Below are 26,379 nucleotides of genomic sequence, written 5' to 3'. Positions count from 1 at the left end.
ACTCGCGACTTCGTCGCATGCGCTTCGACGGCTCGGACGCGAGACGGGCCGCGAACGGGTCGCTCGTAAGACTCGCTCCGTGGTGGTTGGTGATGGCGGGGCCGTTCGGCATCCGGTGCGCGGGTGCTGGATGGTCGAGGCTCGTGACTTCGTTGCCTGCGCTTCGATGGCTCGGACGTGAGAGGGGCCGCGAATGGGTCGCTCGTAAGACTTGCTTCGTTGAGGTTGGTGATGCGGGGCGTTCGGCATCCGGTGCGCGGGTGCTGGATGGTCGAGGCTCGTGACTTCGTTGCCTGCGCTTCGATGGCTCGGACGTGAGAGGGGCCGCGAACGGTCGCTCGTAAGACTCGCTCCGTGGTGGTTGGTGATGGTGGGGCGTTCGGCAGTTGGTGTGCGCGGGTGCTGGATGGTCGAGACTCGCGACTTTGTTGTATGCGCTTCGACGGCTCGGACGCGAGACGGGCCGCGAACGGTCGCTCGTAAGGCTTACTCCGTGGTGGACTGTGAGTGGGCAACCCTCGCTGCGATCCAGACGGACGCAGGACCCGGTTGGGCGTTGGGTAGACTGTGCTTCCGGCCACCGCCTCGATACGGCAGGTAGCTGCAGCACACGAGTGTTGCGCGTCGAACCGTAGGAGACACGACCATGCCGGCAATCGTCCTGATCGGCGCCCAATGGGGCGACGAGGGTAAGGGCAAAGCGACCGATCTGCTCGGTGGCAGGTTGCAGTGGGTGGTCCGGTACCAAGGCGGCAATAACGCCGGCCACACGGTCGTTCTGCCCAATGGGGACAAGTTCGCACTGCATCTGATCCCGTCCGGGATTCTCACGCCGGGCGTGACGAACGTAATCGGCAATGGTGTCGTGGTCGATCCCGGCGTCCTGCTCGCAGAGCTGGCCGGACTGGAGGAGCGCGGCGTCGACACCTCCGGCCTGCTGCTCTCGGCCGACGCGCACTTGATCATGCCGTACCACGTGGCCATCGATAAGGTCACAGAACGCTTCCTCGGCAATAAGAAAATCGGCACCACAGGTCGCGGCATCGGTCCGTGCTATCAGGACAAGGTCGCCCGCGTCGGCGTGCGCGTTGCCGATGTGCTCGACGAGAAGATCCTGACCCAGAAGGTCGAGGCGGCCCTGGAGTTCAAGAACCAGGTCCTGGTGAAGATCTACAACCGGCGCGCGTTGGACCCGCAGCAGGTGGTGGATGAGGTCCTCGGACAGGCAGACAGTTTCAAGCACCGCATCGCCGATACCCGCCTGGAACTGAATCTGGCGCTGGAGCGCGGCGAGACCGTCCTGCTGGAGGGGTCGCAGGGCACACTGCTCGATGTGGACCACGGCACCTATCCGTATGTGACTTCGTCCAACCCGACCTCGGGCGGTGCGGCGGTCGGCGCGGGCGTCGGACCGAACAAGATCACGACCGTGCTCGGCATCCTGAAGTGCTACACCACCCGCGTCGGTTCGGGTCCGTTCCCGACCGAACTATTCGACAATTTCGGCGAATTCCTGGCCAAGCAGGGTGGTGAGGTCGGCGTGACCACCGGCCGGGCCCGCCGCTGCGGCTGGTTCGATGCGGTCATCGCGCGCTACGCGACCCGGGTCAACGGGGTCACCGACTACTTCCTCACCAAACTGGACGTCTTGTCGAGTCTGGAGCGGGTGCCGATCTGCGTCGCCTACGAAATCGACGGCAAGCGGGTCGAGCAGATGCCGACCACACAGACCGAATTCCACCACGCCAAGCCGATTTACGAAGAGATGCCCGGTTGGTGGGAAGACATTTCACACGTGAAGACGTTCGAGGAATTGCCTGCCAACGCCCAGGCCTATGTCTTGCGCCTGGAGGAGTTGTCCGGCGCCCGCATCTCCTGTATCGGCGTCGGACCGGGGCGTGACCAGACCATTGTCCGCCACGACGTACTCGGTTAGCGGCCGAAACAGCTGAGCTGGTGCGGCCGTTCATGGTTCGTTGTCCTCGATCATGATCCGTGACGAACTACAGTAAGAGCTATGGCTCGGAACTGGCCGATTATCGAGCGCGAGACCGAGTTCGAAGCGATCCGCGCGGCACTCACCGGAACTGAATATGTCGGTGCGGTATTGACGGGCGACGCCGGAGTCGGGAAGACGACGCTGGCGAGACAGGCGACGGCCGCGGTAGGCGGCAATGTCCGGTGGGTGGCGGGTACGGAATCGGCCCGCAGCATCCCATTGGGCGTATTCGCCCATATGGTCGGCGTTTATACGGCGCACGATCCGGTGACATTCATGTCCGCCGCGCGCGAGGCGCTGCTCGCCGACGGACACGCGATCATCGGTGTCGACGATGCGCATCTGCTCGATCAGCTCTCGGCCACACTGCTGTTGCAGCTGGCCATCGATAAGGCCGCCCATATCGTCGCGACCGTGCGCAGCGGGGTGCAGGTGCCAGATGCGGTCACCTCGTTATGGAAAGACGGCCATCTGCTGCGCATCGACCTCACTCCGTTCACCCAGCAGCAGAGCGTCGATCTGGTCGAGTCGATGCTCGGCGGGCAGTTGGAGGGCTTCACCGCCAACCTGATGTGGGAGTCCTCCGGCGGAAACGCTCTGTTCCTCCGGCATTTGGTGGAGGGCGCGCTGGAGGCGGGCTCGCTGCGTCAGGTGAACGGCGTCTGGCAGCTACGCGGCCGGGCTGCGGTGACCTCGGAATTGGCTGCGCTACTGGAGGATCGGGTGGAGCAGCTGCCCGAACCGGTGCTGCGGGTGCTCGAACTGCTCACCTTCTGCGAGCCAATCGATCTCGACGTGCTCTCCGAACTGGCGGGCGAGGAGGCCGTGGAGGCCGCCGAAACCCGCGGACTGATCAGGGTTGTCGAGAACACCCACCAGTTGATCGTGCGCTACAACCATCCGCTGTTCGGTGAGGTCATCCGGCGCCGGCTCGGCATCGCCTCGGCCCGGCGGCTGCGCGGTCGGCTGTACTCCTCGCTCAGGGAACGGCCGATCAATTCCGCGCCGGACCGCATCCGGTTGGCCGAATTGGCTTTGGACAGTGATAAATCCGCCGATCTCGAACTCTTCGAGGCGGCCGCCGCCGATGCGATCGGGCTGGCCAATCTGCCGCTCGGTGAGCGTTTCGCCAGGGCCGCCGTGGAACGTCGCGGCGGGGTGGAGGCCGCGGATCTGCTGGCTCGGGCGCTGCTGTGGCAGGGCCATCGCATCGAGGCCGAGCGCACCCTCGCCAGCTTCGACCCGGATCAGATGAACGAGGTCCAACTGGGCCGCTGGGGCAGCACCCGGGTCTCGAATCTGTTCTGGGCCATGGGTGATGCCGAGCGTGCCGACGAGGTGCTCGCAATGCTGCGTGGCAAGGTGCAGCATCCGAAGATCATTGCCACCTTCGAGGGCTTGGCCGCAGCGTGTGCGGTCCACGAAAATCTGCTCGAGGACGCGTTTTCCGGGGCCGAGTCGGTGATGGAGACCGAAGGCGCACCGCCGTGGGCGGTTTGGTGGGCGGCCTTCGGCGGCGGCCTGGCGCTGGCGCTGATGGGTAAGGGTGAGGCAGCGCGTCAGTACGCGGCCCGCGGGCATCAGGTGGAGTCGCATATCGATGGACTCAACCGGTTCATCTCGACCCATGCCGAGGTGCTCGCGCTGATCTGCACCGGTGATCTCGAGGCCGCACGCCGTCGTGCCACAGGGTATTTCGGCTATTCGGCACCGGGCCAGTACCTGGCGTGGGGCATGTCGAAGATCTTGCAGGGCAGCGTCGACGTGGCGCAGGGCCGCTTCCTGGACGGTATCGAACATCTCGAACAGGCACTGGCCGCGCTCACCGCCGAGGGCGCCGCCGCCTGGCATATTCCGGCGAGAATCCGTCTGGCCGAGGCATATTCGGCGCTCGGCCGACCGGCGGAGGCGGCCGAATCCATTGCCGAGGCGGCCGCTCGCGGTGGCAGGCACAGCGCGGTCTACGACCCGCAGTTGGAACTCGCGCGCGCCTGCGCGGCCGCCGCGGAGGGCACCGTCACCCCCGCCATCCGATTGGCCATGGGCGCCGCCGACGCTGCGGCGCGCGCACATCAGCACGCCATCGAGGCCATGGCACTGCATACCGCCGCACGCTTCGGCGACCATGCCGTGGCAGGGCGACTCGCCGACCTGGCCGCCCGGGTCGACGGGAGCCTGGTGCAGGTCCAGGCCCATCACGCGGTGGCACTCGCCGCGCACGACGGACCCGGACTGGACGCGGCCGCAGCCGAATTCGAGCGCATCGGCGCCATGCTCTCGGCCGCCGATGCCGCCGCCCAGGCCGCATCCGCCCATGAACGCGCCGGTGACCGCCGTCGCCTGCTCGAATCCGCCGCCACCGCAAACCGTCTCGCCGCGGCGTGCGGTGGTGCGAGCACGCCAGCTCTGCGTCAAGCGGCTCAGCCCCTGCCACTGACCTCCCGTGAACGTGAAATCGCGAATCTTGTTGCGGCAGGGCTGTCCAACCGTCAAATCGCCGATCGCCTCACCGTTTCCGTCCGCACGGTCGAGGGGCACCTCTACCGAGCCTGCATCAAGATGGACGTCACCGACCGCGAGTCACTCGGGGCGCTGATGCGCGGCGAATCCTCCGGCGGGGGAGCGAGCTGACTTCCGCGGGCTGCCGGTCGGTCGTCGGTGCGGACGCTTGTTTGAATCACGGCGGCGTTATTCAGTGATGCGCCAGGTGATGTCGAAGCGGACGAGGGCATCGAGGAGTTCTTCGGCATCGAAGGCTTCGGCTACGGACAAGGTGCCGGGCTTGGTTGTTCCGTCGGCCAGGCGCACTGCGATTTCTACCGCTTCCAAAGCTGAATCGCGGTAGGAGTCGACGCCGCTGACGACACCACGGGCCGAATGCCCGTTGGTGTCATAGGCATCCACGACCACGTCGTAGCGGAGGTCGGAGCTCGGCTCGGCAGGGAGCGATTCGATGATTTCCTCGGTGAATGAGCCAAGGAGGTCGTGGATGGCGATGTCCAGGACGCCTTCCACGTACGACACATCGGTGTGTCTGGGGATAGTGATCACCGGCGGCTGCGGGAATTTCGTGACGGTCGTGGCCGCGGTGTGGCCGGGGAATGTCATCTCGGCGTGCCGGGCGGCGGTGCCGGTGCGCAGTTCGCCGTCCTGGAAGTGCCAGCCGCCGCCGCGGAACCAGTCGAGGCTGGCGAAGACCGTTTTCGCGCTGCCCTTGGAACCGTTGCCACCGCTCTTGCTCAGATGGCTGAGCACGATCTCGACCGGTCCGGTCAGTCGGCGCGCGGTCAGGTGGGCGAGCAAGTCGCCCGCCACATTGTTATCGGTGATACCGGGGATCACCGTGACGCCCGCGGCCTCGGCCTTCGCACCGTACTCGTCGAAAACCCGCTTCAGGAAAAGCTGTTCGCCGGACAGATCGGTGTAGTGCGCCCCGGCCGCGATGGCTGCCGCGAGTACCGGCTCGCCATTGTGCACATACGCGGACAGGCTGCTGATGACGGCGTCCGCGCCGGTGAAGGCGGCGACCAGGGCGTCGTGATCGGTGAGTGTCGCGACTCGGATCTCGGCGTCCGGGACCCCGGCTGCCTCGGCCGCCGCCCGCATTCGAGAGGCACTGCGGCCGACCAGGATCGGGTCAATCCCGCGCCGGTGTAATTCGGTGAGCAGGTAGCTGCCGGTGTGGCCGGTCGCGCCGTAGACGGCAATCTTCGTCGTTGTCATGAGTACGACATTATGGATCATATGTGCGTAAATGAATGGCTGATCCGCGCTGGGTGATGTCTGAAACGCTCACTGCGGAGAGTATGGTGATCAGGTGGACATCCTCAGCGAAACCATCGCCGCCATCCGCACCGGCAACCCGACCTCCGGCCTGTTCATCCGGCACGCGCCGTGGGGCCGCGCCTATCCGGTCGTCCCCGGCGCGGGTTTCCATGTGGTGCTGCAGGGTTCGTGCGTGGCGGTGCCGACCGGCGGTGAGCCCATCGCGCTCGGTGTCGGCGACGTTCTTTTCATGCCGCGCGGTGCCGACCACGACTTACTCGACCGCCTGGACAGTGCGGTCACCGAGAAGGCGCAACCGGGGGAGCCGCGCGAGATCACCGGACCAGGTGCGCGTACCGCCCTGCTCTGTGGCGCATATGAACTCGGCAGGCAACGCAGCCACCCGCTGCTCGACGAACTTCCCGAATTCATCCATCTGCCAGCACGTCCCGGTCGTCACCCGTCCTTGCGAGCCGCCGTCGACCTGCTCGCCGCAGAGGTCGCCGAGCCGAAACAGGGCAGCGATGCCGCCGTGCCCGCCATTCTGGAGACCCTGCTCCTGTTCATGCTGCGCGCCTGGTTCGACGAGCAGGCCGTCGGCGAACCCGCCACCGGTTGGGCGGGCGCCTTCGCCGATCCGGCGGTCGCGGCCGCGCTGCGCGCCGTGCACGAGGCGCCGGCTCGCACCTGGACGGTCCCCGACCTCAGCGATATCGCGGGCGTCTCCCGAGCCACCCTGGCCCGCCGCTTCACCGCCACGGTCGGCGAACCGCCGTTGGCCTACGTCACCCGCTGGCGCATGCTCACCGCCGCCCGCCTGCTCCGCGACACCGACAGCCCGCTCGGCACCATCGCCCGTAAGGTCGGCTACACCTCAGAATTCGCCTTCGCCAAGGCCTTCAAACGCGAATACGGCCAAGCTCCTGGCCAATACCGCCGCGCCGAGGACCAGCCTCCACTGATCGCGGTCTGATCAGCCGAGTTTGCTCACACCCACGGTGGTTGCCGCACGCCAGGACTGGCGAACGCTGGCCGTTGTGCTACGGGTGGACTTCGATCCGCTGCCGTTCGACGCGGACGCAGCTACGCGGTACGGCACTTTGGTGGCGTTGACCATTGCGGCGAAGCGAGATCCCGAACCGCGCAGGATGGACCTGCTGATTGCGGCGATAGCGTCGGCCCGCGGGCTGCCGCTCTACACGCGCAACGGTAAGGATTTCCGTGGGCTCGAGAGCATGCTCGATATTGTCGCGATCTGATGCGGCAAGCGGTCAGCTGAACGGGGTGTTCGGGCGGTCTTGGAGTTCGCCGTCCAGGTAGATGTCGACCTTTTCGTTGTAGAAGCAGGCCAGGCCCGCGATCTTCTGGCTTTCCGGCAGTGGGGTGCGGTAGCCCCAGACGATGTCCGGGTAGTCCTTGCCGTCGATGTGGACGGTCCAGTAGTCGGCGGTGCCCTTGTAGGGGCAGCTGGTGTGGGTGCCGGAGGGCTTCAGTAGGTCTTGGCGGACATCGGTCAGGGGGAGGTAATACCTTGCCGGGAGGCCGGTTTCGAAGAGGATGCGCGGGGAGTGCGAGTCGGCGACGGTGGTGCCGTCGATCTCGACGCGGATATGGCGGGAGCTGGCGAGGATGTCGACGCGGGTGTACGGATCGCGCGGGTGGACGTAGACCGGCTCGTCCTCTTCGAACCATTCGTCCATGGCGTTCCAGTCCAGGCGCACCAAGTCGTTCAGTTCGGTGAACGGGGAGTCGTGGTAGCGAACGGCGGCTCCAGCAGCGGTGGTGCCGTCGACGATCACGTCGTAGCCGGTCGCGGTGCCACGGCTCGGGGATTTCGCGCTGGTGCCGTTCGGCTCGAGTTTCGCGTGCAGATCCGCGACGGGCAGATAGTAGGTCGGGTAGTGCGGACTCTCCCAGACCAGGACCGGACGGACGGTGTCGGCGACCAACTGGCCGCCGAGGTAGACCCGGACTCGCTTCTGGCTGGTCGCTACCTTGACTCGGCCACGCTTCTCATCGGTCATACTCTCCGACCGTACTCCGGTCCGACCAGTCGAATCGGCTATCGCGACGTGGACAGATGCCGCGGCACCGACTTCTTCAGTGCCTCCAGCAGTTCCTTCATATCGCTTTCCATCCGGGCCAACCGTTCGATATCGAAACCGGTGAGCTTCGCCGCCATCGCCTCGCCGAAGGCGGCGCGGGCATGTGTCAAACGAGTGCGTCCGGCCGGGGTGAGCTCGACGACGACGGCCCGGGAATCATCCGGATCCTTGCGTCGGGAGGCGTATCCATCCACGACGAGCTTGCCGATCAGCGCCGTTGCCGCCGGCTGTGAACATCGATCGATGCGAGCGAATTCGCTGACGCGCACCGCGCCGTGTTCGTCGAGCACCGCAAGTGCGCGCAGCACGGCTCGCGGCAGGTCGTCGCCGCTGATCACCCCGGCCAGCCGGGTCAGCCGGCCCGCGGTGACGAGGAGGTTGACCACGATGTCATCTGCTGTTGCCACCTGAGCCCGCTGCACACAATATTATTACATACGCTAACTATCTATGGCCAGGGTGTGCGCGGTCGGTAGCGGAGCGGGGATATCAGGCGGGTTGTGGCAGCGGCCTGTGCGGTTGCCCGAACAACTGCGCATCACCGTGCGCGCGCTTGAAGAACAAATGCGCGTCATGTTCCCAGGTAATGGCGATGCCGCCGTGCAACTGCACCATCTCGGCCACGATGGTCGTGAACGTCTCCGAACAGTGCGTCCGCGCCGCCCAGACATCCTCCGCGGCCGACGAGCTCTGCTCCGCCACGGCGACCGTTGCCGCATAGGACGCGGATTTGGCCGACTCCACCAGCACATACATATCCGCCATGCGGTGCTTGAGCGCCTGGAAACTGCCGATCGGCCGTCCGAACTGCACCCGGGACTTGGCGTACTCGACCGTCATCTCCAGACACCGTTCCGCGGCACCGACCTGTTCAGCAGCCACTGCGGCCCAAGCGATTTCATGCAGGCGGACGATGAGCGCCGGATCCGCCGAACCGAGCCGCCGCGCCGGAACCGTCGCAAACGTGATTTCGGCCAGCTTGCGAGTGGGATCCATGGTCGCGACCGCGCGACGCGTCACGCCCGCGGCACCCGACTCGACCTCGAACAGGCCGTCAGAAGTCACAACGAGAAGGGTGTCGGCATGCAACCCATCGAGCACGTAATGTGCTGTGCCGGAAAGCGTTCCGTTTTCGGAACGCACACCCGGCTCGGCCCAACCACCGGTGCCCGCCCAGCACACCGCGAGCGTGCGAGTACCTTCGGCAACTTCGGGCAGCAGCCGCTCACACGCCGCACGGTCGCCGGACAACAGCACCGCCTGCGCACCGAGCACGGCTGAACCGAGCATTGGCACCCCGGCCAGCGTGCGCCCCAATTCGGTTACCACCAGCAGGGATTCGACCAGGCTGGCACCGAACCCGCCGTATTCCTCCGGAATCGCAAGCGCCGCCACGCCGACCTGCTCGCACAACAGCCGCCACAGCTTCTCGTCGTAGCCGAGTTCGGTATCCATTGCCGCGCGTACCGCGGCGGATCCGGCATGCTTGGTGAGCAGCGCCCGGACCGAAGCGACGAATTCCTGGTGTTCGGTGGTGGGCCCACCCGTCGCCCGACCGCCCCCCATCGAATCGCTACGCGATGCGCTCATTTCATACCTCGCAAAGCCCGGTCCTGCACAGCCTCATCGCGCAGCGCGCGGGCAATTCGGGAACGATGCAGATCCGTTGTGCCCCAGGCCGACCGGAGCGCTGTCACCCTGGTCAACCACAGCGACAGGTCGTACTCGGCGGTGTACCCGATCGCGCCGTGCACCTGCAGGGCAGCCCGAGCCGCCCGATAAGCCGCATCACCGCAGGCGATCACGGCAGCCGAAACATCGCGACCGCGCGTGGCTTCACCCATTGTCAATGCCGCCCGGTAGAGCAGCGGTTCGGCCAGATCCAGCCCGATCAGCACATCGGCCAACTTCTGCTTCACGGCCTGGAATTCGCCGATCGGCTTACCGAACTGCCTGCGCTGCTTGGCATATTCCGTCGCCGCAGCCAGTAGTGCCCGTCCCGCACCGAGCAGCTGCGCCGCATTGGCCAGCGCACCGGTATCGAAGGCGGCCGCAACGGCCTCGAGCACCTGCTGCCCCTCGGCGACAACAGCATCGGATTCGATGACGAACAGTCGCCGCGCCGGATCGACTGATCGCACCAGCCCCGCGCGATGTCCGGTGCGGAGCTGATTACCGTCGGCGATCAGCACCACCTCGGCGGCATCCGCATCCAATGCGACCGTGCCGTGATCGGGTGAAGTGAATGCCAACGTGCCGAGCGCAGCACCCTCCGTGAACCCGGGCAGCCAGCGTTCGGCCAATTCGGTATTCGGAAGGGCTTGCAGCAGAGCGGGTACCGCGGCCGCCGTCTCGACCAGCGGACCGGGTGCGGCGGCGCGGCCGATTTCCTGGAATGCGACAACCAGATCGATCGGCTCCGCGCCGACACCGCCGTGCCGCTCCTCGACGGCGAGACCGAGCGCACCCGCACCGGCCAGCTGCCGGATGAGCCCACGTCCGGACCGGGGATCGCCCGCGGCCCAGTTGCGTACGGCGGCGGGAGTCCGTCCGGCATCGAGCAGTTTGCGCAGGCTGGTGCCGAAGTCGAGTTGTTCCTGGCTGAGCGCGAATCTCATCGGCTGCTCCCTCTCGGTAGTCCGAGCAGCCGCTCGGCGATGATATTGCGCTGAATCTCATTGGTACCGGCATAGATCGGGCCGGACAGCGAGAACAGGTAGCCGTCGGTCCAAGGCCCGGACCGCTCGGCTGCACCGCCGAGTACCTCCAGCGCGGTCTCGTGCATGGCGATGTCCAGTTCGGACCAGAACACCTTGGTGATCGAGGATTCCGCGCCCAGCTTGCCGCCCTCGTTCAACCGGGTGACCGTGCCGAAGGTGTGCAGCCGATAGGCTTCGCTGCCGATCCAGGCGTCCACCACCGCATCTCGCTGTGCGGTATTGGTTCGGTCGCCGGTGTCGAGCCAGAGATCGACGAGCCGCTGCGCGGTGGCGCTGAAGCGTCCGGGGGACCGCAGCGACAGTCCACGCTCGTTGCTCGACGTGCTCATCGCGACCCGCCAGCCGTCGCCGGGTGCGCCGATCACATCGCGATCCGGTACGAAGACATCGTCGAGGAAGATTTCCGCGAATCCCGGCTCCCCATCCAACTGCGGAATCGGCCGCACGGAAATACCATCCGCGGACAGCGGGAACATCACATAGGTGAGTCCGCGATGCCGACCCCGGCGGCTGCGGTCAGGCTCGGAGGCGGCAGCCTGCGTAACCATGGAGGGCCCCGCATCCGCCGCGTCGGGATCGCTGCGGAACAGCCCGAATGCCCAATCCGCGAATGATGCTCGCGAACTCCAGGTCTTCTGGCCGCTCAGCAGCCAGCCGCCGCTGGTGCGCCGCGCGGTCGAGCGGATACCGGCCAGATCGCTGCCCGCCTCCGGCTCGGACCAGGCCTGCGCCCAGATATCGTCACCGCGCGCCATCCGCGGCATGATCCGTTCCAGCTGCTCCGGCGTTCCATGTTCGAAAAGCGTTGGTGCCAGCAGGAATATGCCGTTCTGGCTGACCCGCCCCGGCGCCGCCGCGGCGTAATACTCTTGCTCGAAGAGCACCCACTCCAGCAGCGAGGCATCGCGTCCGCCGTACTCCTGCGGCCAGGCGACGACCGACAGCCGCGCCTCGGCGAGTGTGCGCTCCCATTCGCGATGCGCCTCGAACCCGGCCTCGGTATCCATCGAAGGCAGCGGTTTCGCGGGTTTGTTGGCGGCGAGAAATTCGCGAACTTCGCGCTGGAATTCCTGTGTCGCCTGATCGAGATCCAGATCCACTACGTTGTCCCGTTCTGCTCGGACGTCGAGGCCGCGGTCGTCGCATCGGCCTTCATCGACTTTGCGTTCATACCGCCGAGCGAATCCGCGCCGACCTCGGCATTGTGCGCATGCGCGAAGTGGTGCAGGCCGAATACCGAATCCATACCCGCCCGCATCCCCATCAGATCCTCGGCCTGATTGACCGCCTTCTTGGTCAGCGCGAGCCCGAATTGCGGCATGGTGGCGATCTTTTCGGCCAGTGCGAGGGTTTCGGTTTCGAGCTGGTCGCGCGCTACGACGCGATTGACCATGCCCCATTCCTTGGCCTGCGCCGCATCGAAGCGGTCCCCGGTGAACAGGAACTCCTTCGCCGCGCGCGGGCCCATCACCCACGGGTGCGCGAAGTACTCCACGCCCGGAATGCCCATGCGCACAACGGGATCGGAGAAGAAGGCGTCATCGGAGGCGATGATCAGATCGCAGACCCAGGCCAGCATGAGCCCGCCCGCGATGCAGGCGCCCTGCACCATGGCAATGGTCGGCTTCGGAATTTCCCGCCAGCGCCGGCACATGCCGAGGTACACCTCGAGCTCGCGCGCGAAGCGCTGGTCACCGCCGACCTTGTCGACGTGATCCCACCAGAGTGCGGCCTTGTTCTGGTAGCGCACATGGTGATCACGGCCGGGAGTGCCGATATCGTGCCCGGCGCTGAAGTGTTTTCCATTGCCCGCCAGGACGATTACGCCGACCTCGGGATCCTCGACCGCACGCTCGAAGGCGGCGTCGATGGCGTAGGTCATCACCGAGTTCTGCGCATTGCGGTAGTCGGGCCGGTTGAGCGTCACGATGGCGACTCGACCCCGCCGTTCATACGTGACCACGTCCGGCTCATAGGGGATCTCGGACATTACGACTTCTCCTCACGTAGCTCACGTTTCAGCACTTTCCCGGCCGCGCTATAGGGCAATTGGTCCCGGAATTCGATGAACCGCGGCACCTTGAAATTCGCCAGCACCGTGCTCGCATGTGCGAGCACCTGCTCCTCGGTCAGCGCCGCGCCCGGCTTGCGCACCACAAATGCCTTGCCCACCTCGCCCATTCGGGTATCCGGCACCCCGACGATTGCCGATTCGGCAACCCCGTCGAGCCGGGCCAGCGCCTGTTCCACCTCCGCCGGATACACATTGAACCCGCCGGAGATGTACATGTCCTTGAGTCGATCGGTGATCTTCAGATAGCCGCGCTCGTCGATCGTGCCGATATCACCGGTGTGCAGCCAGCCGTCGGTATCGATGGTTTCGGTGGTGCTTTCCGGATCGTTGAGGTAGCCGAGCATGACATTCGGGCCGCGCAGCAGCACCTCGCCCTGCTCGCTGAGCCGCAGTTCGAAATCGGCGATCGGACGGCCGCAGGTGCCCGCGATGGTCGCGGCATCGTCGTCCGCGCGGCACATGGTGCCGAATCCGGAGGCCTCGGACAGTCCGTAGCCGGTGATGACGACGTCGAAGTCGAGTTCCGAACGCATGCGCTCGACCAGCACCACGGGTACGGTCGCGGCGCCGGTTACGGCGACCCGCAATGTGCTCAGGTCGTAGTTATCCCGGTCCGGGAAGTCCAGGATCGTCTGGTAGATGGTCGGCGGTCCGGGCAGTACCGTGATTTTCTCTTCGCCGACCAATCGCATGGTCACCGGCACATCGAAGGTCGCCTGCGGAATGATCGCCGCGCCGGTCGCCAGGCACGCGAGAATGCCCGCCTTGTAACCGAAGTTGTGGAAGAACGGGCTCACCACCAGATACCGATCGGAGCTGTTGAGGGTGGTGCATTCGGCCCAGGCCCGCACCACCGACAGTGCCTGCCGATGCGCGACCAACGTGCCCTTGCTGCGTCCGGTGGTGCCAGAGGTGAACAGGATGTCGGAAATATCCTCGGGGTCGACGCCTTCGGCGCGCTGCACCGCATCGGCCAGCGGGACAGATTCGGCTAGTCCCGCCAGCTGCGACCAGTTCAGCGCGCTGGGATCGGCGGTATCCGACTCGACCGGAATGACCACCACCGTATCGATATGCAATTCCGGTGCGGCGGCACGCAATTCGGCCAACCGATCCCGGCCGAGGAAGGTTCCGGCAATGAACAGCGCCTTGGCCTCGACCCGCTCCAGTACGTCGGCGGCCTCATCCGCGACGTAGCGGGTATTCAATGGCACCAGTGCCGCGCCCGCGTAGTGGGCGCCCAGTGCCGCGATCACCCAGTGGTAGGTATTCGGTGACCACATGGCGACCCGGTCACCCGACTGCATACCGCGCGCGATGAGCGCCCGCGCCACCTCCTGCACCGCCGTGAGCAACTGCGCCCAATCCAGCCGCATCTCGCCGTCGCCGAGGGCGGGCGCGGTGCCGAAGGTGCGCGCGGCATCGTGCAGTGCCATGGGTGTCGTTTGTGCAGGGGTTGTCACGGGTGTCCTCACCGTTGGCGGGGTCTTTTGCTGCCTTTGCTCGATAAAAGCGGTTTGGCTCTAACAAAGCAAGTGCTTGGTAGGTTATCCTACCGGCGTGGTTGCGATCCAGGCATCAGATTCCGACAAGGGGGGCGGGCCCACGGCGGGTGGGCCCGCAGGGCAGGGGGCCGGGAAAAGCGCAGGGCAGGACGGTGCAGACAATCCTGCCGCACAGGACGCGCGGTTTTCCGCAGAAGTGCGCGAGTGGTTGGCCGAGAACCTCGATGGCGAGTTCCGTGCGCTACGCGGACTCGGCGGGCCCGGCCGCGAACACGAGGCCTTCGAGGAACGCCTCGCCTGGGACCGGCATCTAGCCGCCGCCGGATGGACCTGCCTCGGCTGGCCCAAGGAGTGGGGCGGGCGCGAGGCCTCGGTGCGCCAGCAGGTGATCTTCCATGAGGAGTACGCCAAAGCGAATGCGCCGGCCCGGGTTTCCCACGTCGGTGAGGAATTGCTCGGCCCGACGGTATTGGCCTTCGGCACCCAGGCGCAGAAGGAACGGTTCCTGCCGGGCGTCCGGAATGTGACCGAGCTGTGGTGCCAGGGCTATTCCGAACCCGGTGCGGGCTCGGACCTGGCGGCCATCACCACCAGCGCCCAGCTCGATGGTGATGAATGGTCCGTCAACGGCCAGAAGATCTGGACCTCGCTGGCCCATGTGGCCGACTGGTGCTTCGTCGTCGCACGCACCGAAAAGGGTTCGACCCGGCACAAAGGCCTGTCCTACCTGCTGGTTCCGATGCATCAGCCGGGTATCGAGGTCCGTCCGATCATCCAGCTGACCGGCACCTCGGAATTCAACGAGGTCTTCTTCGACAATGCCCGCACCGCCGCGGACCTGGTCGTCGGCGAACCCGGTGACGGTTGGCGCATCGCCATGGGCACGCTCACCTTCGAGCGCGGTATCTCCACGCTCGGCCAGCAGATCCGATTCGCCCGCGAACTGGCCGACATCGAAGCATTGGCCCGTCGCACCGGCGCGGCCGACGATCCATTGATCGCCGATCGCATCGATAAGGCATGGGTCGGCCTGCGCGTCCTGCGCGCCCACGCGCTGCGCACCATGCAGGACAGCACCGCCGACGACGGCGGCCAGGCCTCGGTTTCGAAGCTGTTGTGGGCCAATTGGCATCGGGGCCTCGGCGAATTGGCCATGGCCGTGCTCGGTCCCGCCGGTCTGGTGGCCGATGAGCACGATCTCAACGAATGGCAGCGGCTGTATCTGTTCACCCGCGCCGACACGATCTACGGAGGTTCGAACGAAGTGCAGCGCAATATCATCTCCGAGCGTGTGCTCGGCCTGCCGCGGGAGGCTCGCCCATGAACGGACCGCTTTCTATTGCGCCGCAGCCTATTCCGGGGCACGGCCTGCTGACCGGACGCAATGCCGTGATCACCGCCGCGGCGGGCACCGGCATCGGCTCCGCCACCGCGCGCCGGTTGCTCGCGGAGGGCGCCGATGTCGTCGTATCCGACTGGCATGAGCGGCGTCTCACCGAAACCGAGGTCGAGCTGAAGGCCGAATTCCCCGAGCGCCGGGTCGCCTCGATCGCGTGCGATGTGCAGAGCACCGAACAGGTCAACGAATTGATTCGTGGTGCCGCAACCGCTTTGGGTCGCATCGACATCATGGTCAACAATGCTGGACTCGGCGGCGAGACCCCGGTCGTCGATATGACCGACGAGCAGTGGGACCGCGTGCTGGACATCACCCTCAACGGCACCTTCCGCTGCACCCGCGCCGCGCTCGGCTACTTCCGGGATGCGGGCCACGGCGGCGTCATCGTCAATAACGCCAGCGTGCTCGGCTGGCGGGCACAATACGGCCAGGCCCACTACGCCGCCGCCAAGGCCGGCGTCATGGCCCTGACCCGCTGCAGCGCCGTCGAGGCCGCCGAACTCGGCGTCCGAATCAATGCCGTCGCCCCGAGCATCGCCAGGCACGCCTTCCTGGACAAGGTCAGCTCGACCGAACTGCTCGATCGCCTCTCCGAGCGCGAAGCCTTCGGCCGCGCCGCCGAACCCTGGGAAGTCGCCGCCACCATCGCCATGCTGGCCAGTGACTACACCACCTACCTCACCGGCGAAGTGGTGTCGGTCAGTAGCCAGCGCGCCTGATCAGCCTCAGCCGAGTCGTCCAAGCGCGCCCCGCGAGTGTCGGCCGGTGGGCGGTACATGGAGTGTCGACCTGTCTGTTCGAGGTGATGTCCGCGGAGCGGGTGTTACGAGCGACTGTTCGCGGCCCGTCTCGCGTCCGAGTCGTCGAAGCGCGGCCCGCGCGAGTGTCGGGTGGTGGTGCATGGGGTGTCGACTTGTCTGTTCGAGGTGATGTCCGCGGAGCGGGTGTTACGAGCGAGGAGTTCGCGGCCCGTCTCGCGTCCGAGCCGTCGAAGCGCATGCGCCGCAGGCGCGAGTCTCGACGGCTCGGACGCGAGACACCCGGGGGCCGCGAACCCGCCGCGCCGCAGGCGCGGCCATCAAACACAGCCTGATCAGGTAAAAAGGCCGGGACGCAGGGTGTCCGGGTGTGCAATGCTGGGGGTGGCCGAATCTCGTACTTCCCTAAGGGGCGATGGCTATGGGGCTGGATCGCCCACAGGCCCGCGAACAACTGGAACTCGAATTGGTGCGCGAAGTCGTGCTGGCCAGGCGACGGCTGGACAGCATGGTGCTCGCCGCGCTCACCTTCGGTGCCGAACTCATGAACCACACCTCTGAGCGCACGACCGCGACCCGGGCCGCTCAGATTCTCGAGCAATACGCGATCGACGAATCCGAGGTCGCTCGCGATCCGCGCGGTGCGTTGCGTGCCGATATGGCGCGCGATTACGAACGTGCCTGCCGCATCGGGCTCGGTGCCGCATTGCTCGGATCCGAGCAGGACCGTAGACGGCGGCGGCAGACGGCGCTGTTGTGTGAGGTGCGAGCGGATCTGCTCGACGTCATTCGCAAATGCCGCAAGTACCGCTTCGATCGCGGGGCACTCGCCGACGAGATCGCCCAGGGCCTGTGCGCGGCCACGGACAAGCTTGTCGTCGGCGCGGATATGGATACCTACCGGGCCTGGCAGCGCGGCATGATCCTCAAGCTCATCGAGGAGCAGGTCCCCTTCGGTCCACCGCGTGTCATGGCCACTGTCGACGCGGGCCCGGATCGCGGCCCGCTGACCGTCGAATGGGACAGCTGTGAACGCAGACTCGCGCTGGTGGCGCGGATGGCGCGGGCGGGCGTTTCCCCGGTCGTCATCTGCGATCGACTGCTGGCGGACCTGTCGGTGTCTTCACCACTGCGCTATTCGATGCGCTGATGCCTCCCGAAGGACTGATTTGGCTAGCACATGGGTGAGTCGTCGGGCTAACTGAACTCCACTGAATACCGCTGCTCGCCAGTGCTGGTCTCGCGGAGGTCGAGTCTGGCGCCTGAAGATTCGGGGAGGCGGACCAGCCGCCGCTAGACCAAGCAAATGCTTGGTTGTATTATGAGCCGTGTGACCGCACCAGACGCCTCGAAATCAGCACGGCGCAATGAATTGCTCGCACTGGCGGCCCAACTGTTCGCCGAGCGCGGACTGCGTGCGACCACCGTGCGTGATATCGCCGATGCGGCCGGGATTCTATCGGGGAGCCTGTATCACCACTTCGATTCCAAGGAGTCGATGGTCGACGAGATCCTGCGCGGCTTCCTCGACGATCTGTTCGGGCGGTATCGGGAGATCGTGACCGCCGGGCTCAGTTCGCGAGATACCTTGGAAGCCTTGGTGATCGCGTCCTACGAATCATTCGACCGTTCGCACGCCGCGGTGGCGATCTATCAGGCCGAGGCCAAGCGCCTGCGTGATTCGGAGCGGTTCACCTATATCGCCGACTACAACCGCGAATTCCGCGAGCTGTGGCACCGGGTGTTGACCAACGGCGTCGAGGACGGCAGCTTCCGGCCGGAACTCGACGTCGAATTGGCCTACCGGTTCCTCCGGGACACGGTGTGGGTTGCGGTGCGGTGGTACGAGCCCGGCGGCTCGATCACCGTCGAGAACCTCGCCAAGCAGTACCTGACCATCGTGCTCGACGGTCTAACCGTGCCTTAGTCGATCTCGGCGGTCGTGGACCCTCCGTGGTTACGCGAGCTACCGCCTCCGGGCCCGTCGCTGCCGCCGGGCAACACCAAGTAGGAGTTCTCCATGTCAGCACCATCCGCTCGCCGCCCGTACGCCCCGCTGCGGGATGCCTATGTGATCGACGCGGTGCGCACCCCGGTCGGCAAGCGCAATGGCGCACTGGCCGCGGTGCATCCGGCCGATCTCGGCGCGGCCGCATTGCGTGGGCTGCTGGATCGCAACCCCATCGATCCGGCGGTGGTCGACGATGTGATCGTCGGCTGTGTGGACAATATCGGTCCGCAGGCGGGCAATATCGGCCGCACGATGTGGCTGGCCGCCGGTTATCCGGAGGAAGTTCCGGGTGTCACTGTCGACCGGCAGTGCGGATCTTCCCAGCAGGCCATCAATTTCGGTGCGCAGGCGATTATGAGCGGCACCGCCGAGGTGATCGTCGCAGGTGGTGTGCAGAATATGAGCGCCATCCCGATCTCGGCAGCCATGTTGGCCGGCAAGGAATATGGTTTCGACGCACCCTTCGTCGGTGCGCACGGCTGGGACCATCGCTATGGCACCGCCGAGGTTTCACAGTTCAACGGCGCGCAGCTGATCGCCGACAAGTGGGATATCAGCCGAGAAGAGATGGAGCGCTGGGCATTGCGCAGCCATGAGCGCGCTCGCGATGCCATCAAGAACGGCCGCTTCGACGGCGAGATCGTGCCGGTCGGTGATTTCTGGATCGACCAGGGTCCACGCGAGACCTCGCTCGAGAAAATGGCGTCGCTGCCTGTTCTCGTCGAGGGCAGCACGCTGACCGCCGCGATCGCCAGCCAGATCTCCGACGGCGCGAGCGCGACCCTGCTCGCCTCCGAATGGGCTGTCGCGGAATACGGATTGCGCCCGCGCGCCCGCATCCACCACGTGAGCGCCCGCGGCGCCGACCCGATCATGATGCTCACCGGCCCGATTCCGGCCACCAAGTGGGCGCTGGAGAAGACCGGTCTGACCATCGACGATATCGATGTCGTCGAGATCAACGAGGCTTTCGCCCCGGTCGTGCTCGCCTGGCTGCGCGAGACCGGTGCGGACCCGGAGAAGGTGAACGTCAACGGTGGTGCGATCGCCCTCGGCCATCCGCTCGGCGCCACCGGCGCAAAGCTTTTCGCCACCCTGCTGAACGAGCTGGAACGCCGCAACGGCCGCTACGGCCTGCTCACCATCTGCGAGGGCGGCGGCACCGCTAACGTCACCATCATCGAACGCCTCAGCTAGCAGTCCACTCCATCGACGGTAGTCGAATGGCGGCTGGCAACACATGCCACAACAACCATTCGGCTGCCCTCGACACCATCCGGCAAGCCCAGCGGCCCTGCCTCATCGTTGCGGGTCAGGTGGCTAGCTCCATTGAGGAGCAGTTGAATGGTGGTTGTAATACCAAGCCGCGCCCACCATTTGAGAACCCACGACACCGATCGGGCACGCCCCCGTACGCCCCGCCTCATCGAGGCGAGCCAAATGACTGTTCAGCCCATCAAGGCGAGTCAAAAGGTTGCTCGAATCCCCAGATGCAACAACCTTTGACCCGCCTCGTAGCGCTCGAGAACGCAATCACAGCTGGCCGACTGGGCCGGAGGCTGTGGGCCTGTGTGCACGAACTCCGGGAACTAAGCCGGATACGGCACACGACGTGCCCAGCACGGCCCGGGTAAACCCCGGGACGGCAAACCATCCCGGGACAGCCGAATTCCGAGATGTCAATGCAGGACAACAGGACCCACCGCAGCCCAATGAACCCGAACGCGACAACCTCCGCAGGCCGCGCGAAACGCGTCAGCCCGCGGTCAGCGCGGCAATGCTGTCGATCCGCGTGACGGCGTCGGCGACGATGCGGTCGATGAGTTCCTTACAGGTGGGCAGGTCGTCGATGATGCCGGTGACCTGGCCAGCGGCGAGTACGCCCGCGTGAGTATTGCCCTCGACGAGTCCGGCGCGCAGCAGCATCGGGGTATTTGCGGCCATGACGACCTGAGACCAGCTGAGATCCTTGGCCTTTCGCATGGCCAGCCCGTCGCGGACCATGGTCGACCACTTCATACCGGTCATACCCTTGAACTTCGCCGCATTGGAGACGGCTGCGGCCAGCCCCCGCCAGCGCCCCGAATGTTCCAGGCGATCAACGAGTTCGGTATTCAGCACCCGGTGCGGCATACCGTCGACCTTGAGCGAGACCACGGTGTCCTGCAGTTGCCGCTTCAAATACTCCTGCTTGACCGCGTCGGGCACGGTGCTCTCCTTGGTCAACAGGAAGCGTGTCCCCATCGCGACACCCGCCGCGCCATAGGCCAATGCGGCGGCCAGACCACGTCCGTCGAAGAATCCACCCGCCGCGACAACCGGAATATCGACAGCATCCAGCACCGACGGCAGCAGCAGCGTGGTCGCCACCGGACCGGTATGCCCACCGCCCTCGCCGCCCTGCACGATCACCGCATCGGCACCCCAGGACGCGACTTTCACCGCGTGCTTGGCCGCGCCGATCGATGGAATAACCACCACACCGGCATCTTTCAGCTTGGCGATGAGTTCCTGCTTCGGTGCCAACGCGAAGGACGCGACGGCCACCTTCTCCCGGATCAACAGATCGATCCGCTCGGGCGCATCCGTGGCGTCCGCGCGGATATTCACGCCGAACGGCTTGTCGGTATGCGCCTTTGTCTTCGCGATCGCGGCTTCCAAATCGGCGAATGTCATGGTGGCCGAGGCCAGAATCCCGAGTCCACCGGCCTCGGCGGTCGCCGACACCAGACTCGGCCCGGCCACCCAGCCCATACCGGTCTGCACGATCGGATGTTCGATGCCGACCAACTCGGTCAGCGGTGTCCGCAGAGCGCTCATGACGGCACCTCGGATTCCCGAACCTTCTTGGGATCGAGCACATCCCGGATCAACCGCAGCTCTTCCGCGGACGGCAGGCGGGTCTGACCAGCCTCCGCCAGTCCGGCGATCTCGAACGAGGTGTTCTCGGCGACCTCATCGGCCGTGACGCCCGGATGCAGACTGCGTGCCCGCATCGTGTGGTCTGGCCCCCCGAAATCGAAGACGCCCAGATTGGTGACCACCCGGTGCAGGTGGTGGAACCGATACGCCGGATTGGCCGGATCGACCTTGTCGTAGCCGACGCCGGAGACGATATCCACCTGATCGACGAACACCCGACGCGTATGCCGCGAGACCCAGTAGCTGGTCGGATGATTGATGGTGTTGCCCGGCGCACCGCGCGAACCGAACATCTGCCGGGTTGGCTGCTGCAACGGACCGAATGCCGACAGGTTCTGATTGCCGAACCGATCGAGCTGATTGGCCCCCATCACCACATGGCGCCGACCGGAGGCGACCACATCGAAGACCTTGCGGAATGGAATCCACCCCTCGATCGGCGCCTTACCGCCCAACGGGGGAGTGTCGGCGAACAACAGCGCCTCGCCATCGGAGAGCAGCAGATCCGGTTCGGTGGTCAACTTGGCCAGCCGCGCGCCGATGATCGTCATGGGCGACATCGGCGAGGCCATGATTTCCCCGGCGCCGCTGAAGATCTCGGCGCAGGCGATGGCGCAGATCTCAGCCCGCGTAATGGTTTCGGTTGTCGTCACTTCGACACCTCCTGTGCGAACTCGCGAACGGCGGCCTGATATTCGTCCTCGGAGACCGCCAGATATCTGTCGACGAACTGCTGCCAGGACTCCGGCGTCTTGGCCGACTCCACATAATGCTTCTGGAACTTCTCGTCGCGGCCGTAGCTATCGGCGGCCAGGGTGAAGTGCGCGCCGCCGGGCGCCTCGACCACACCGTCGACCAGCAGCCGGTTGAGCAATAACGACTGCAGTGGAACGGCTTTCACCAGCTCCTCGGTCTCCACCACCCGCTCCACCGATACGTAGCGACGCTCGGCGGCCAGGCAGTACAGGTCATCGAAATACGGATCGACACCGGTGTAGGCCGCATTGCCGTGCTTATCGCCGATATTCAAATGCACAAGCGCCGCATCGAGATTCAGTGCGGGCATCGCGATCAGCGTTTCGGTTCGTCCGTCGCCGTCCGGATACGGCGATGCGACGGTCTTCAGCTCGCCATCCCAGAAATTGACGACATCGGATCCCAGTCCGGCGCGGATCGGCAGGAACGGCAGTCGCGCGGCCGCCGCCTCCAGCCCGCACTTCAACATGCCCTCGTCCATCTCGCGCGCCACCAATGCACCGGAGGTGCGTGCCTTGGCGAACCACGGATCGTAGAACGGTGGCGAATCCAGCGAGACGAAGCCGTAATACGCCTTGCGCACCTTGCCCGCCGAACACAGCAGACCGAGATCGGGTCCGCCGTAACTGACCACGGTCAGATCGGTGATATCCGAGCGCAGGATGGCCCGCACCAGCGCCATCGGCTTGCGCCGCGAGCCCCAGCCGCCGATGCCGATGGTCATACCGCTGCGCAGCTCGCCCACGACCTCGTCGAGCGACATTCGCTTGTCCCGCATCAGTTTTCCTTGCTCTCTTCCTTGCGTGCGGCCAGATCGTCGTCGAACCGCGCACGGATCTCATCCGCGACACCGGCCAGATTCAGTTCGAAGGTGAAGCCCTGTTCGTAGCGGTAGCTGCGGTGCACGTCCTGCACATCGATGCCATTGAGCGCGCGCTTGGCCGCCCGGATGACCCGGCTGTCCTTGGCCGCGATGTTCTTGGCGACCTCCAGTGCGGCGGCGTCGAGTTCGGCGCGCGGCACCACCTGGTACACCGAGCCGAAGTGCTGCAACTGCTGTGCGGTGATGGTGCTCGCGGTATAGAACAGCGCGCGCATCAGATGCTGCGGCACCAGACGGGACAGATGGGTGGCCGCACCGAGCGCACCGCGGTCGACCTCGGGCAGCCCGAAAGTCGCGTCATCCGAGGCGATTACGATATCGGCGTTGCCGACCAGACCGATGCCGCCGCCGAGGCAGAAGCCCTGCACCGCGGCGATCACCGGCACCGGGCAGTCGTAGACGGCCGCGAAGGCCTCGAAACAGCCGTGATTGGCGTCGATCAGCGCCTGATGGCCCGGGGTGCGCTGCATCTCCTTGATATCGACACCGGCATTGAACCCGCGGTTCTCGGCGCGCAGAACCACCACCTTGGTTTCCGGATCGCGCCCGGCCGCGCGGATCTCATCCGCCAGCGCGAACCAGCCGTCGGACGGTATGGCGTTGACCGGCGGGTAGTCGACCGTGACCACGGTGATGCCGGTTGATTCGGAGTGACGGTTGATCCCCATCGCATGTCCCATCTGTGTGCCGGGGTAGGCCGATAACCTCGGCGCTGATTTTTCGAGCGACCTGCAAGCAGTCGCTACGGGGTGGCAAAGCAAGCAGTTGCTTGGTAGGTTAGCACGGTGGCACTCGAAATAGACCTCACCGGCAACGTCGTCCTGGTCACCGGCGGTGTGCGCGGGGTGGGCGCGGGCGTCAGCAGGGCCTTCTTGGCTGCTGGAGCGACCGTCGTGGCATGCGCGCGACGACCCGGTGAAGAGTCGGTGGAACACGAGGGGCGGGAGATCGAATACCTGCCCTGCGATGTGCGCGATGCCGATGCCGTGCAGGGATTGGTCGATGCGATCGTCGCGCGGCACGGCCGCCTCGATCACCTGGTCAATAATGCGGGCGGCGCCCCGTTCGCCCTCGCCGCCGATGCCAGCAAGAACTTCCACAGCAAGATCATCGAGCTGAATCTGCTTGCACCCCTGCTGGTCTCGCAGGCCGCCAATGCCGTGATGCAGGCGCAGCCGGGCGGCGGCTCCATCGTGATGGTGTCCAGCGTGAGCGGGCATAGACCGTCGCCGGGCACCGCCGCCTACGGCGCGGCCAAGGCGGGCATCGACAGCCTGACCTCCTCACTCGCGGTCGAATGGGCGCCGAAGGTTCGGGTGAATTCACTGGTCGTGGGCCCGGTCGTCACCGAACTGAGCGAATTGCACTACGGCGATCAAGACGGTATCGACGCCGTCGGCGCGACCATCCCGCTCGGTCGGATGGCCTGCCCCGAGGACATCGGCCGCTGCGCCGCATTCCTGACCTCATCGCTGGCCGGATATGTCAGCGGCGCGACGCTGCTGGTGCACGGCGGCGGTGAGCGCCCGGCATTCCTCGCGGCCTCGAATGCGAACGGCCACTAGCGACTGCTTGCAGGTCGCTCGAAACGACACCGCCGAGCAGACCGCTCTGGCCTGCACAATCGAATCCGAAAACGAAGAGGACACAATAGGTTATGGACAGCGAGCAGATCTGCGCGGGGCGCATTGTCATCGTCACCGGCGCCGGCCGCGGTATCGGCCGGGCGCACGCGCTCGCCTTCGCCGCCGCCGGAGCCCGGGTAGTCGTCAATGACCTCGGCTCCGCGCTGGACGGGGCGGCGACCGGCGAGACGCCCGCCGAACAGGTCGTCGCCGAGATCAAGGCGCTCGGTGGCGAGGCCGTCGCCAACGGTGACGACGTCGCGGACTGGGACGGCGCCCGCAATCTCATCCGCCAGGCCGTCGATACCTTCGGCGGCCTGGATGTGCTGGTCAACAATGCCGGTTTCGTGCGCGACCGCATGTTGGTGAACCTGGGCGAGGACGAGTGGGACGCGGTGATCCGGGTCCATCTCAAGGGCCACTTCGCGACCATGCGTCATGCGATCGAGTACTGGCGCGGTGAGTCCAAGGCGGGCCGCCCGGTCGATGCCCGCATCATCAACACCAGCTCCGGCGCGGGTCTGCAGGGCAGTGTCGGTCAGAGCAATTACGGTGCCGCCAAGGCGGGTATCGCGGGCCTGACCCTCACCGCTTCGGCCGAATTCGCGCGCTACGGCGTCACCGTCAATGCCATCGCGCCCTCCGCCCGCACGCGCATGACCGAAACCGTCTTCGCCGAGACCATGGCCGCACCCGAGGACGGCTTCGACGCGATGGCTCCCGAGAATGTCTCGCCGATCGTGGTCTGGCTCGGCAGTTCACAATCCGCGGCCGTCACCGGCCGGATGTTCGAGGTCGAGGGTGGCAAGGTCGCGCTGGCCGACGGCTGGCGCCACGGCACCGCCGTGGACCGCGGCGCCCGCTGGAATCCCGCCGAACTCGGCCCGGTGGTCGCCGATCTGATCGCGAAGTCCGTTCCGCCGGAGGCGGTGTACGGCGCCTGAGCGCTGAATAGTTCCGGCACCGCTGGGCGGCTGTTGTAAAGGCCGCTCGGCGGTTGCTTCACCTCACACAGAACGGTACTGCCGTACTAGTCTGCTCTCCGGCTAGGGCACGTCGGCGTGTCCCTCGATTCGTGTTCTGGTCGCGGGGTGCCCAGCTGCGGTCTGTGGCGACGTCACGGGCGGCCGGACCGACGCGGGTTCCACTGCGGGCACGTCTTTTTCACGTCTTCTCGGCATCGGCATACGTACTGGTCTGCCCGTTTAGTGCAGGCGGAGGTAGGGGATCAACGCGAAAATATGTTCGGGATTGCAGCCGGACCTCCGAACATATGATTGGGCCGGTCGACCGAGAACGGGCGTAAGGCCTGTCGGGCGTGTCGAATACCCGGCGTGGCCCGAGCCACTGCGCTGATTTGGGCTGAGGTTTACTATGGGCTCCCATCCGTTGAAGTCCCGGAACTGGAGTGTTGCGACCGGGCAAGAGATCTGCGCTATTTCGATGAGGGAAGGCTGGCGCATGGCCGTTGGTCGCACGTCGCGCGTGGTTGCAGTACTTGCGACTGTCGCCGGCTTTGTGCTACTCGGCGGGGTTTCAGCCGAGGCGCAGCCCGCGGGTACCTGTCCGCAGTGCACGGACCCGAATAGTCCGAGGCCGGATTCGAACGGCGAGTTCTGGATGCCGCTGGCGATTCCGGGCCAGTCGAGCGTCAGTTCGCCGGTGGATCCGACCGACGCCGCAGCCGGTGCGAATCCGGCCGCCGGTCCCGGCTCGGCCGCGGGTTCGGCAGCGGCCGGTTCCGCCGCGGTCGGTGTCACCGGTCTGCTCAGCGCACTCCTCGGCACCGGCTCGGCCGGTGTCGCCACCATCCTCGGTACCGGTTCCGCCGCCGTCGGCTCAGCGGCCGCCGGAACG

General features: G+C 65.9%; 23 protein-coding genes and 1 pseudogene. 12 read left to right on the top strand and 12 right to left on the bottom strand.

The window, feature by feature from the left end:
* The first annotated feature begins 646 nt into the window (after positions 1-646).
* The gene (locus tag ACIBJI_RS37305) at positions 647-1,936 is read left to right on the top strand and encodes an adenylosuccinate synthase (protein WP_364359835.1); all 1,290 of its coding nucleotides are present in this window, start codon (positions 647-649) and stop codon (positions 1,934-1,936) included.
* A gap of 81 nt (positions 1,937-2,017) precedes the next feature.
* Complete coding sequence (locus ACIBJI_RS37300; RefSeq protein ID WP_397087895.1) at positions 2,018-4,630, top strand: LuxR C-terminal-related transcriptional regulator; 2,613 nt, start codon at positions 2,018-2,020, stop codon at positions 4,628-4,630.
* Between the two features lie 57 nt (positions 4,631-4,687).
* Here the strand turns inward: ACIBJI_RS37300 and ACIBJI_RS37295 are convergent, their stop codons facing one another.
* Entirely contained in the window at positions 4,688-5,722 is a 1,035-nt protein-coding gene (locus ACIBJI_RS37295) for a saccharopine dehydrogenase NADP-binding domain-containing protein (protein WP_396959663.1), read from the bottom strand.
* Between the two features lie 94 nt (positions 5,723-5,816).
* Between ACIBJI_RS37295 and ACIBJI_RS37290 the strand changes: the two genes are divergently transcribed.
* Both ACIBJI_RS37290 and ACIBJI_RS37285 read left to right on the top strand, forming a co-directional pair.
* Positions 5,817-6,737 carry an AraC family transcriptional regulator gene (locus ACIBJI_RS37290; RefSeq protein ID WP_364359844.1) on the top strand — a complete coding sequence of 307 codons (921 nt, stop codon included), beginning with the start codon at positions 5,817-5,819 and terminating at the stop codon, positions 6,735-6,737.
* 10 nt (positions 6,738-6,747) lie between these two features.
* Positions 6,748-7,023, top strand: coding sequence for a VapC toxin family PIN domain ribonuclease (locus ACIBJI_RS37285; protein ID WP_364359847.1), 276 nt, complete (start codon positions 6,748-6,750; stop codon positions 7,021-7,023).
* A 12-nt stretch (positions 7,024-7,035) separates the two neighbouring features.
* Here the strand turns inward: ACIBJI_RS37285 and ACIBJI_RS37280 are convergent, their stop codons facing one another.
* The 7 genes from ACIBJI_RS37280 to ACIBJI_RS37250 form a co-directional block, all read right to left on the bottom strand.
* Positions 7,036-7,788, bottom strand: coding sequence for a DUF427 domain-containing protein (locus ACIBJI_RS37280; protein ID WP_364359850.1), 753 nt, complete (start codon positions 7,786-7,788; stop codon positions 7,036-7,038).
* A 38-nt stretch (positions 7,789-7,826) separates the two neighbouring features.
* A complete protein-coding gene (locus tag ACIBJI_RS37275; protein WP_397087893.1) occupies positions 7,827-8,276 on the bottom strand; it encodes a MarR family winged helix-turn-helix transcriptional regulator in 450 nt (149 codons plus the stop codon).
* A gap of 82 nt (positions 8,277-8,358) precedes the next feature.
* Positions 8,359-9,435: an acyl-CoA dehydrogenase family protein gene (locus ACIBJI_RS37270; protein ID WP_364359871.1), complete on the bottom strand. Its 1,077-nt coding sequence runs from the start codon at positions 9,433-9,435 to the stop codon at positions 8,359-8,361.
* A gap of 20 nt (positions 9,436-9,455) precedes the next feature.
* Complete coding sequence (locus ACIBJI_RS37265) at positions 9,456-10,487, bottom strand: acyl-CoA dehydrogenase family protein (RefSeq protein ID WP_397087891.1); 1,032 nt, start codon at positions 10,485-10,487, stop codon at positions 9,456-9,458.
* Positions 10,484-11,689, bottom strand: a complete 1,206-nt coding sequence (locus ACIBJI_RS37260; RefSeq protein ID WP_364359859.1) for an acyl-CoA dehydrogenase family protein — start codon at positions 11,687-11,689, stop codon at positions 10,484-10,486. The genes ACIBJI_RS37265 and ACIBJI_RS37260 overlap by 4 nt, the downstream gene beginning before the upstream one ends.
* On the bottom strand, positions 11,689-12,579 hold the full coding sequence (locus ACIBJI_RS37255; RefSeq protein ID WP_364359862.1) for an enoyl-CoA hydratase: 891 nt from the start codon (positions 12,577-12,579) through the stop codon (positions 11,689-11,691). Before ACIBJI_RS37255 ends, ACIBJI_RS37260 begins: the two co-directional genes overlap by 1 nt.
* Positions 12,579-14,126 (bottom strand): FadD3 family acyl-CoA ligase, encoded by a 1,548-nt coding sequence (locus tag ACIBJI_RS37250; protein WP_397087889.1) that lies wholly within the window; start codon positions 14,124-14,126, stop codon positions 12,579-12,581. Before ACIBJI_RS37250 ends, ACIBJI_RS37255 begins: the two co-directional genes overlap by 1 nt.
* Positions 14,127-14,364: 238 nt before the next feature.
* On the opposite strand from ACIBJI_RS37250, the gene ACIBJI_RS37245 reads away from it, so the two are divergent.
* The 5 genes from ACIBJI_RS37245 (at position 14,365) to ACIBJI_RS37225 (ending at position 19,533) form a co-directional block, all read left to right on the top strand.
* The gene (locus ACIBJI_RS37245; protein WP_364359874.1) at positions 14,365-15,492 is read left to right on the top strand and encodes an acyl-CoA dehydrogenase family protein; all 1,128 of its coding nucleotides are present in this window, start codon (positions 14,365-14,367) and stop codon (positions 15,490-15,492) included.
* Positions 15,489-16,286: an SDR family oxidoreductase gene (locus tag ACIBJI_RS37240; protein ID WP_364359868.1), complete on the top strand. Its 798-nt coding sequence runs from the start codon at positions 15,489-15,491 to the stop codon at positions 16,284-16,286. Before ACIBJI_RS37245 ends, ACIBJI_RS37240 begins: the two co-directional genes overlap by 4 nt.
* A gap of 460 nt (positions 16,287-16,746) precedes the next feature.
* Positions 16,747-17,475 carry a hypothetical protein gene (locus tag ACIBJI_RS37235; protein WP_364357413.1) on the top strand — a complete coding sequence of 243 codons (729 nt, stop codon included), beginning with the start codon at positions 16,747-16,749 and terminating at the stop codon, positions 17,473-17,475.
* A gap of 171 nt (positions 17,476-17,646) precedes the next feature.
* Entirely contained in the window at positions 17,647-18,252 is a 606-nt protein-coding gene (locus ACIBJI_RS37230) for a TetR/AcrR family transcriptional regulator (RefSeq protein ID WP_364357410.1), read from the top strand.
* Positions 18,253-18,345: 93 nt separating this feature from the next.
* Complete coding sequence (locus ACIBJI_RS37225; RefSeq protein ID WP_396959655.1) at positions 18,346-19,533, top strand: acetyl-CoA C-acetyltransferase; 1,188 nt, start codon at positions 18,346-18,348, stop codon at positions 19,531-19,533.
* Between the two features lie 558 nt (positions 19,534-20,091).
* On the opposite strand, the gene ACIBJI_RS37220 is transcribed toward ACIBJI_RS37225, so the two are convergent.
* Genes ACIBJI_RS37220 through ACIBJI_RS37205 form a run of 4 tightly spaced genes read right to left on the bottom strand, consistent with a single transcriptional unit; the run spans position 20,092 to position 23,565 of the window.
* Entirely contained in the window at positions 20,092-21,156 is a 1,065-nt protein-coding gene (locus tag ACIBJI_RS37220) for a nitronate monooxygenase (protein ID WP_364357407.1), read from the bottom strand.
* Positions 21,153-21,911, bottom strand: a complete 759-nt coding sequence (locus ACIBJI_RS37215; RefSeq protein WP_364357404.1) for a CoA-transferase — start codon at positions 21,909-21,911, stop codon at positions 21,153-21,155. The genes ACIBJI_RS37220 and ACIBJI_RS37215 overlap by 4 nt, the downstream gene beginning before the upstream one ends.
* On the bottom strand, positions 21,908-22,792 hold the full coding sequence (locus ACIBJI_RS37210) for a CoA transferase subunit A (RefSeq protein WP_396959652.1): 885 nt from the start codon (positions 22,790-22,792) through the stop codon (positions 21,908-21,910). The genes ACIBJI_RS37215 and ACIBJI_RS37210 overlap by 4 nt, the downstream gene beginning before the upstream one ends.
* The gene (locus ACIBJI_RS37205) at positions 22,792-23,565 is read right to left on the bottom strand and encodes an enoyl-CoA hydratase family protein (protein WP_364357398.1); all 774 of its coding nucleotides are present in this window, start codon (positions 23,563-23,565) and stop codon (positions 22,792-22,794) included. Before ACIBJI_RS37205 ends, ACIBJI_RS37210 begins: the two co-directional genes overlap by 1 nt.
* 117 nt (positions 23,566-23,682) lie before the next feature.
* Between ACIBJI_RS37205 and ACIBJI_RS37200 the strand changes: the two genes are divergently transcribed.
* The 3 genes and pseudogenes from ACIBJI_RS37200 to ACIBJI_RS37190 all read left to right on the top strand — a co-directional run.
* The gene (locus tag ACIBJI_RS37200) at positions 23,683-24,462 is read left to right on the top strand and encodes an SDR family oxidoreductase (protein WP_364357395.1); all 780 of its coding nucleotides are present in this window, start codon (positions 23,683-23,685) and stop codon (positions 24,460-24,462) included.
* Between the two features lie 92 nt (positions 24,463-24,554).
* Entirely contained in the window at positions 24,555-25,466 is a 912-nt protein-coding gene (locus ACIBJI_RS37195; RefSeq protein WP_364357392.1) for an SDR family oxidoreductase, read from the top strand.
* A gap of 676 nt (positions 25,467-26,142) precedes the next feature.
* Positions 26,143-26,379 (top strand): annotated as a pseudogene (locus ACIBJI_RS37190) (hypothetical protein); the annotation flags it as partial.

Source organism: Nocardia sp. NPDC050408 (genome assembly GCF_044458905.1).
Lineage (GTDB): Bacteria > Actinomycetota > Actinomycetes > Mycobacteriales > Mycobacteriaceae > Nocardia.
Note: the sequence above shows the minus strand (reverse complement) of the source record. Positions and strands in the feature narration are given on the sequence as shown.